This window comes from Mycolicibacterium sp. lyk4-40-TYG-92 (assembly GCF_030209435.1).
GTDB lineage: Bacteria > Actinomycetota > Actinomycetes > Mycobacteriales > Mycobacteriaceae > Mycobacterium.
This window is the reverse complement of sequence record NZ_JARVRX010000023.1, coordinates 17,915-26,433: the sequence shown is the minus strand read 5'-3', so window position 1 is coordinate 26,433 and position 8,519 is coordinate 17,915. Positions and strand designations below refer to the sequence as shown.

At 67.3% G+C, this 8,519-nt stretch carries 7 protein-coding genes; 4 read left to right on the top strand and 3 right to left on the bottom strand.

Going from position 1 to position 8,519, the window contains the following annotated elements; all coding sequences use genetic code 11:
• Positions 1-10 precede the first annotated feature (10 nt).
• Positions 11-721, top strand: coding sequence for an MBL fold metallo-hydrolase (locus QRN63_RS27080; RefSeq protein ID WP_285034025.1), 711 nt, complete (start codon positions 11-13; stop codon positions 719-721).
• Here the strand turns inward: QRN63_RS27080 and QRN63_RS27075 are convergent, their stop codons facing one another.
• Genes QRN63_RS27075 through QRN63_RS27065 form a run of 3 tightly spaced genes read right to left on the bottom strand, consistent with a single transcriptional unit; the run spans position 722 to position 3,334 of the window.
• A complete protein-coding gene (locus tag QRN63_RS27075) occupies positions 722-1,507 on the bottom strand; it encodes a GntR family transcriptional regulator (RefSeq protein WP_267319498.1) in 786 nt (261 codons plus the stop codon). It lies immediately after the preceding gene.
• A gap of 24 nt (positions 1,508-1,531) precedes the next feature.
• Positions 1,532-2,308 carry a 3-oxoacyl-ACP reductase FabG gene (gene fabG, locus QRN63_RS27070; protein WP_285034023.1) on the bottom strand — a complete coding sequence of 259 codons (777 nt, stop codon included), beginning with the start codon at positions 2,306-2,308 and terminating at the stop codon, positions 1,532-1,534.
• 15 nt (positions 2,309-2,323) lie between these two features.
• Positions 2,324-3,334 carry a phosphotransferase enzyme family protein gene (locus tag QRN63_RS27065; protein ID WP_285034021.1) on the bottom strand — a complete coding sequence of 337 codons (1,011 nt, stop codon included), beginning with the start codon at positions 3,332-3,334 and terminating at the stop codon, positions 2,324-2,326.
• A gap of 343 nt (positions 3,335-3,677) precedes the next feature.
• Here QRN63_RS27065 and QRN63_RS27060 point away from each other — a divergent pair, with 343 nt between their 5' ends.
• Genes QRN63_RS27060 through QRN63_RS27050 form a run of 3 tightly spaced genes read left to right on the top strand, consistent with a single transcriptional unit; the run spans position 3,678 to position 8,514 of the window.
• On the top strand, positions 3,678-5,258 hold the full coding sequence (locus tag QRN63_RS27060) for an APC family permease (RefSeq protein ID WP_267319495.1): 1,581 nt from the start codon (positions 3,678-3,680) through the stop codon (positions 5,256-5,258).
• 50 nt (positions 5,259-5,308) lie between these two features.
• Positions 5,309-6,634 (top strand): aspartate aminotransferase family protein, encoded by a 1,326-nt coding sequence (locus QRN63_RS27055; RefSeq protein ID WP_285034020.1) that lies wholly within the window; start codon positions 5,309-5,311, stop codon positions 6,632-6,634.
• The gene (locus tag QRN63_RS27050; protein ID WP_285034018.1) at positions 6,631-8,514 is read left to right on the top strand and encodes a propionyl-CoA synthetase; all 1,884 of its coding nucleotides are present in this window, start codon (positions 6,631-6,633) and stop codon (positions 8,512-8,514) included. The genes QRN63_RS27055 and QRN63_RS27050 overlap by 4 nt, the downstream gene beginning before the upstream one ends.
• Positions 8,515-8,519 lie beyond the last annotated feature (5 nt).

Below are 8,519 nucleotides of genomic sequence, written 5' to 3'. Positions count from 1 at the left end.
CGTGGGGGACATGGCCGATCTGCTCGAGCTGACGCCCGCGTTGTACCGACTGCGGATTCCTGGTGAGCGGGCACATCTGCTCAACTGCTACCTGCGGCTCGATGCCGACGGCGTGACGCTCATCGATACCGGCTGGCCCGACAGCGCTGCGCTGATCGCCGACGCCCTCGCCGCGCTGGAGCGCGGGCCCGCCGACGTGAAACGTATTGTGCTGACGCACTTTCACGAGGACCACTGCGGCGCCGCCACCGAGATCGGCGGCTGGTCAGGTGCTGAAGTCATTGCCGGAGAGCCTGATTCGTCGTACATCACGGGTCACAGCGACGGGCCGATACCGGTGCTCACCGATGCCGAGCGGACGCTGCGGCCGGATTTCGCGGCCGCACCGCACGGTCCCGCCTGCCGCGTCGACCGCACGGTGACCGACGGTGACATCCTCGACTTCGGCGGCGGCGCCCGCGTCATCGCCGTCCCGGGGCACACGCCGGGCAGTATCGCGCTGTATCTTCCCGACGACGCTGCCGTCCTGACCGGCGACGCCGTTGCAGAGGTGAATGGTCAAGTGGTGCTGGGCGTCTTCAACACCGACCGGCCCGCCGCGGTCCGGGCGGTCGGCACCCTCGCCGCGACGGGCGCCCGCATCGCGGGATTCGGCCACGGTGAGGCGATCGTCGGCGATGCCGCCGGCCGCATCGCCGCGGCCGTCGACCTGTTCGCCTGACTATGCCGTGACGGTGAGTTCGACGCGGCCGTCGGTGCCGAGGGTCTCGCGCTCGGCCAGTGCCGAGGTCTTGGCGACGAGCCGGACCCGGTCCGCGCGGAACAGGTCCTCGGAGTATTCAAACGGCCGGCCGCCGGCATCGGAGGCGACGCGCGTCATCGCCAACAGGGGAGTGCGCGTCGGGATTTCGAGCCAGGAGGCTTCACGGGGATTGGCGCTGACGACCTCGATGCTCTCGACGGACGTCACCGGCCGCAGGTCGTAGCGGACGGCCAGGATGTCGTACAGCGACCCGCCGAGCGGTTGCTCCAGCAGGTCCGGCACGAGGTCGGCGGGAAAGTGCGCACAGTCGACCGACAGCGGAAAACCATCGGCGTATCGCAGCCGCTGCACGACGACGAGTTCGGTGCCGGGTTCGACGCTCAGGCGTTGTGCCTCGATGGGCGTGGCGCCGCGCAGGGCCGTCGACAACACCCGGCTGCGGGTCGTGGAATGACCGCCCTGCTTCAGCCGATTCGGCAGGCCGGACAGTTCGGCGACGTTGCGTTCCACGAGCACCGTCTTGATGAACGTGCCGCCCGCGCGGCCGCTGCGCCGTTCCAGGATCCCGGCGCGGCTCAGCGGCACGAGGGCGCTGCGCAGCGTCGCGCGGGAGACGGAGAACTGCTCGGCCATCTCGCGCTCGGAGCCCAGGCGGTCGCCCGGTCGCAGGGTGCCGGCGTCGAGCATCGCGACGATGCGGCGCCGCACATCCTCGGCTACCGGGCCACCCTCGGACTCGTCCATGCCGTTCACCGTACCGACCTGTTGTCAGCCGGCCACGGCGTCCAGCGATTCCGGCAGGATTTGCCCGCCGTCGACGACGATGGACTGGCCGGTGAGGTAGCGGGCCTCATCGGTAGCCAGGAACGCGGCGAGGTGGCCGATGTCTTCCGGCGTGCCCAACGTCCCGGCGGGGATGGAGCGGGCCATGCCGGCGATGTAGTCCTCGCCCATCTCCTGCAGCCCCTCGGTGAGGATGTTGCCGGGCAGGATGGCGTTGACGGTGATGCGCTTGGCGGCGAGTTCGATTGCGGCCGTGCGCATGAAGCCCAGCTGCGCGGCCTTGGACGCGCCGTAGTGTGACCAGCCGGGGAAGCCCGTCACCGGGCCCGTGATCGACGAGGTGATGATGACGCGACCGGCGCCGCTGCGGGTGAGCGCATCGAGACAGGCCTGCACGCTGTAGACGGTGCCCTTGACGTTGACGTCGAGCACTGTGGCGAGATCGTCGGGCGTCATGGTGGCCAGCGGTGCCTCGGGGAAGATGCCGGCGTTGGCGCACAACACGTCGATGCCGCCGAAGGCGTCGACGGCGGCCTCGGCCATCGCCTGGCACGACCGGGGATCGGCCACGTCGACCGCGACGCCGATGACCTTGCCGGATCCGAGCCCGTCGAGGCCGGCGACGGCGGTGTCGAGGTCGTGCAGTGAGCGTGCCGCGACGGCGACGTTGGCGCCCGCGGTGGCGAACACGGCGGCGATGCCGTAACCGATGCCCTTGGTGGCGCCGGTGACGATGACGTTCTTGTTGGCGAGATCGAACATGATGCGCGTGTCCTGTCAGTGGGTGGGAGCGGCCGCGGGAACATCCACGCGGAACCACGATGGGTCGGTGAGGTAGGCCTGTGCCAATTGTGCAGTGCCAGAGGCGTATCGGTGGCCGAGCGTCTGTGCCGGTCCGGATTCGGGATGGCTGCCGATCCAGGCGGTGAGCATCAGGCGGCGCAGCATGACGAACGTGGGGATCTCGGCGAGGTCGGCGGCGGCGATGTCGCGGACGCTGCGGTAGCCGGCCAGCCATTCGTCGATGATGCGGGTCGCGTCGGGGGTGTCCTCGACGAACGACACCACGGCGCCCAGGTCGGCGAGGTACCACGACCAGCCGCAGTCGTCGAAGTCGATGACGGTGATCTTCCCGCCCTGCACCATGAGGTTCGACATCCGCAGATCGGCGTGCACGAGTCCGAAGCGTTCGGGGCCCATGCCGTATTTGGTGAGACGGTGGATGACCTTGCGTTCGGCCTCGGCGATGACGGCGGCGTCCGCGGCGCTGAGCGCCGGGGCGTCGCGCCAGTCGCCCCACCGGCCATCCGGACCCAGCATCGCGTCGAGATCCCACCGAAACCGGGTGAAGGTCTCCGGCCGCTGCCAACGCTGGACGTGCTCGTGCAGCGTGGCGGTGATGGCGCCCAACTCACTGAAGCTGATGTCGGAGGCGTCGTCCTCGGCGATGGTGCCTTCCACGAACGTGAACAGGTCGACGAGGCAGGACTTGTCGCCGATGCGGGCCTCCACCACGCGGCGCCCGTCGGGGGCGGGAATCACCTGCGGCGTCGTGATGGCGGAGTCGCGACGGAGGCTCTCCATCCAGTCGAGTTCGGATTCGATGGCGGCCAGCGAGTGGTAGCCCGGCCGGTGCACGCGCAGGACCTGGCGTCCGGTCTCCGATTCCACCAGGAAGGTGCCGTTCTCCGAGTAGCTCAGCAGTGTCACGGTTGCCGAATCGAGCCCGTAGTGGGGGAGCGCGGCGCGCGCGAAGCGTTCGTAGTCGGTGGCGGCCATGTCGCTCATTGTGGCTCTCCTGAACTGGCGGTGTGGGCACGGTCACTATTTGGTCTGGTCAGTTGTATCGCACTTCGGCTCGAAAGTGAACCAAAACCGAAAATTGGTAACGATGGTTTTACGGGCCGGAAATATGGGGCGGGTTCGCACCTATGCACAGGAAGTGTGCAGGTAGTTCGGGTATTGACCGCGCTGGAGCGGTCTGGTACCAATAGCCGTGTGCCGATGGCGTGGGGGGTCCATTGGTCCATCGGATAGCTGAAGTGCCGCTCAGTAGAGCAGACCAAATAAACCCAAAACCGGCCAGCGTGGCCCGGACCCGTCTCCCATCAGATCGGATCGGTTAGCACCCATGAGTGAGATCGACGACCACCCACGAACTGCCCCAGCGACATCGGCGCCGCCCGACAGCGGCACCGCCGTGCAGCGCCTCAAACCCAACGCCGTCGGCTTGATCGGCGTGCTGTTCATGGCGGTGGCCACCGCCGCCCCGATCACCGCGATGGTCGGCAACGTCCCGATTGCCGTCGGGTCCGGTAACGGTGCGGCAGCCCCCGCCGGGTACCTGATTGCGACGATCGTGCTTGGCCTGTTCGCTGTCGGATATGCGGCGATGTCGAAGCACATCACCGCGACGGGGGCGTTCTACGGCTACATCTCGCACGGACTCGGGCGGGTGCTCGGTCTGTCCGCCGGCTTCCTGACGGTCCTGGCGTACGTGGTTTTCGAGGCGTCTCTGGTCGGCATCTTCTCGTTTTTCTCGCGGGATCTGTTCGCATCACTGTTCGGCGTGCACCTGCCGTGGCTGCTGTTCGCCCTTGTGATGATCGTCGCCAATGCGGTGCTCACCTACTTCGATGTCAACTTGGCCGCGAAAGTGCTTGGCGGACTGCTGATCACCGAGATCGTGATGTTGACGCTGATGGCGGGCTCGGTGGTCGTCAGCGGCGGTGGCCCGGAAGGCTGGTCGCTGTCATCTCTCAACCCGGTCAACGGGCTGAAGGGGCTCGACGCCGTTGTCCCGAACGTCAGCGGCGCGGGCACCATGGCCGTGGCCGGCTCCGCCGGAATCGGCTTGTTCTTCGCCTTCTGGTCCTGGGTCGGTTTCGAGTCCAGTGCGATGTACGGCGAAGAGTCCAAGAACCCCAAGAAGATCATCCCCGTCGCGATCATGTCGTCGGTGCTCGGCATCGGGGCGTTCTACATCGTGGTGTCGTGGCTGGCGATCGTGGGCACCGGTCCCAGCAAATCCATTGCGCTGGCGCAGGATACCAACACCGCCGGTGAAATCTTCTTCACCCCGGTGCGTGAGCACCTCGGCGGCTGGGCCGTGACCATGTTCCAGATCCTGCTGACCACGGGCTCGTATGCCTGTGGCATGGCGTTCCACAACTGCGCTGCCCGCTACATCTACGCGCTCGGCCGGGAAGACATCCTCCCCAGAACCGCGAAAACCATTGGCCGTACCCACCACACCCACGGATCCCCGCACATCGCCGGCTTCGTGCAGACGGCCATCACCCTGGTGATCGTGCTGTGGTTCGCGATCTCCGGTCGCGATCCCTACAGCGGGCTCTACGGCCTTGCCGCGCTGCTGGGTACCTCCGCCATTCTCATCGTGCAGGCGATGGCCGCGTTCTCGGTGGTCTCGTATTTCCATGTGCGCAAGCAACATCCGGAGACCGCACACTGGTTCCGCACCTTCGTCGCCCCCGGGCTCGGCGGTATCGGCATGCTGTACGTCATCTACCTGCTGATCAAGAACGCCTCGTTCGCGGCAGGAACGGCGAAGGACGACATCGTCTTCGCGTCGATTCCCTGGGTGGTCGGTGGCACCGCCATCGCCGGAATCGTGGTCGCCCTTGTGCTCCGGGCCAAGTCGCCGCAGCGCTACGACCGATTGGGGCGCGTCGTGCTCGACGAAGAACGCTGACAAACACCTGGACCCGGCGCCGATCGCTTTCTATCGCAAGGACAACGAACATGGCTTTCTCCACAATCATGGACTCCAACAGCTACACCGGCGGGGAAGAACTCGACCCCACCACCGGTGCCATGGTCGAGAAGCGGCGTAAGGCGCTGGGTCCGTCCTACCGGCTCTTCTACAACCGGCCGGTCCACCTGGTCAAAGGTTCCGGTGCGCATCTCTACGACGCCGAGGGCAACAAGTACCTCGACGCCTACAACAATGTGGCCAGCGTGGGCCACTGCAACCAGCGGGTCGTCGAGGCCGTGACCCGGCAGATGTCGGAGCTGAACACCCACACCCGCTATCTGCACGGCGGCATCCTCGACTACTCCGAGCAACTGCTCGCGACATTCCCGGCCGAGATCTCGTCGATCATGTACACCTGCACGGGATCCGAGGCCAACGACCTGGCCGTCCGGGTCGCCGAGCAGTACAGCGGCGGCACCGGGGTCATCGTCACCGAGGAGGCGTACCACGGCAACAGCGCACTGATCTCGGCGATGTCGCCATCGCTGGGTGTCGGGGTCCCACTGGGCGCCAACGTCCGCACGGTGCCGGCCCCGGACTCGTACCGCATCGACCCGGCCGTGCTGGGCCGCTGGTTCGCCGACCAGATCAGCGCGGCGATCGCCGACCTCGAACGGCACGGCCACAAATTCAGTGCGCTGCTGCTGGATTCGATCTTCTCCTCCGACGGCATCTACGTGGACCCGTCGGTGCTGGGGCCGGCCGTAGAGGTGGTCCACCGCGCTGGTGGCGTGTTCATCGCCGACGAGGTGCAACCGGGCTTCTCGCGGACCGGTGAGGCGATGTGGGGTTTTCAGCGGCACGGCGTGGTGCCCGACCTGGTGACGATGGGCAAGCCCATGGGCAACGGCATCCCCGTGGCGGCGATGGCGGCCCGACCGGAGATTCTCGACGTCTTCGCGCAGGAGACGCCTTACTTCAACACCTTTGGCGGCAACCCCGTCTCGATGGCCGCGGCGCAGGCCGTCCTCGACGTCATCGTCGGTGACGGGCTCGCCGAACACGCCGTCGCCGTGGGCGATCAATGGCGGTCCGAACTCCGCGTCCTGGCCAAGGAGTACCCGTTCCTCGGCGACGTCCGCGGCACGGGGCTGTATACCGGTGTCGAGATCGTCACCGACCCAGACACCAAGGAGCACGACAGGGGCACTGCCCAGCGCATCGTCGACATGATGCGGGATAACCGCGTTCTGATCTCTGTGTGCGGCGGGCATGGCAACATCCTCAAAGTGCGACCTCCTCTGGTGTTCTCGATGTCGGACCTCGACTGGTTCATGACGGTGTTCTCCGCCGTCGTCAAGGAACTCGCGTGAGTGCTTATCGCGAGGCGTTCGAGGCCGCCGCCGAGCGGCCCGACGACTTCTGGCTGGCGGCTGCGCAGGCCATCGACTGGACCGTCGCGCCGACCCGCGCACTCGACGACTCGGCGGCGCCGCACTACCGCTGGTTTCCCGACGGGCAGCTCAACACCTGCTACAACGCCCTCGACCGGCACGCCGAGGCCGGCAACGGCGACCGCACCGCGCTGATCTACGACTCGGCGATGGTCGGTGTGCAGCAGTCCTTCACGTACGCCGAACTGCTCGACCGCGTGGCACGCTTCGCCGGAGTGCTTGCCGCACAAGGCGTCACCAAGGGCGACCGCGTCGTGATCTACATGCCGATGATCCCCGAGGCCGTCATCGCGATGCTCGCGTGTGCCCGCATCGGCGCCGTGCATTCGGTGGTCTTCGGCGGGTTCGCGGCAGGTGAACTCGCGGCCCGCATCGACGACGCGCAGCCCGTGGCCCTGCTGACCGCCTCCGGCGGTCTGGAACCGGGTCGCACCGTCGAGTACCTCCCCGTCGTAGCCAAGGCGCTGGCGCTGACCGGTGCCGCCCCGGCCACCGTGATCGTCAAGAACCGCGGCGAGGTCGCCGGCGATGCCACCGACTACCCGGGCTACCTCGACTGGGACGAACTGGTGGCCGTCGCCGGGCCCGTCGCCCCGGTACCGGTGGCCGCCACCGACCCGCTCTACATCCTGTACACCTCCGGCACGACCGGCAGGCCCAAGGGCGTCGTGCGCGACAACGGTGGGCACGCCGTCGCGCTGGCCTGGTCGATGAAGAACGTCTACGACATCAGCGCCGGCCAGGTGATGTGGACGGCCTCGGACATCGGGTGGGTCGTCGGCAGCTCGTACATCGTGTACGGGCCGCTGATCGCCGGCGCCACCACGGTGCTCTACGAGGGCAAGCCCGTCGGCACCCCCGACGCCGGCGCGTTCTGGCGGGTCATCGAACAGCACGGCGTGGCAGCGCTGTTCACCGCGCCGACCGCGCTGCGCGCCATCCGCAAAGCCGATCCCGAGGCGTCGATGCTTGCCGGTCATGACATTTCGACGCTGCGCACGCTGTTCGTCGCCGGTGAACGCCTGGACCCCGACACCTATGAGTGGGCATCGGAGAAGCTGCACTGCCCCGTCGTCGACCACTGGTGGCAGACCGAAACCGGTTGGGCCATCTGCGCGAACCTGCGCGGCCTCGAACCCATGCCCATCAAAGCCGGCTCACCGACAGTGCCGGTGCCCGGCTACCGCGTCGGCATCGTCGATGCCTCGGGCAATCCGGTCGGACCCGGCGTCGAAGGCAACATCGTCATCAAGCTGCCGCTGCCGCCCGGCACCCTCGCCGGGCTGTGGCAGAACGAGAAAGGCTTCGTGCAGTCGTACCTGTCCGCGTTCCCCGGCTACTACCTGACGGGTGACTTCGGCTACGTCGACGACGACGGCTACCTGACCGTGCTCGGCCGTACCGACGACGTCATCAACGTTGCGGGGCACCGGCTTTCGACGGGCAGTATCGAAGCGGTGATCGCCGGGCACCGGGCCGTGGCCGAGTGTGCCGTCATCGGCATCCACGACGATCTCAAGGGGCAGCGCCCCAGTGGCTACGTTGTGCTCAAGTCGGGCCAGGACATCGATGCCGGGGTGCTGCAGCAGGAACTCGCGGCGATGGTGCGGGACCAGATCGGCGCGGTCGCCACCTTCCGGGACGTCACCGTCGTGGGCGCCCTGCCCAAGACCCGGTCGGGCAAGATCCTGCGAAAGACCATGCGGCAGATCGCCGAAGGCACCGACTACGTCGTCCCGTCGACCATCGAGGACAGCTCGGTCATCGACGCGCTGATCCCGGTCCTGCGCCCAAGCTAGCTCCA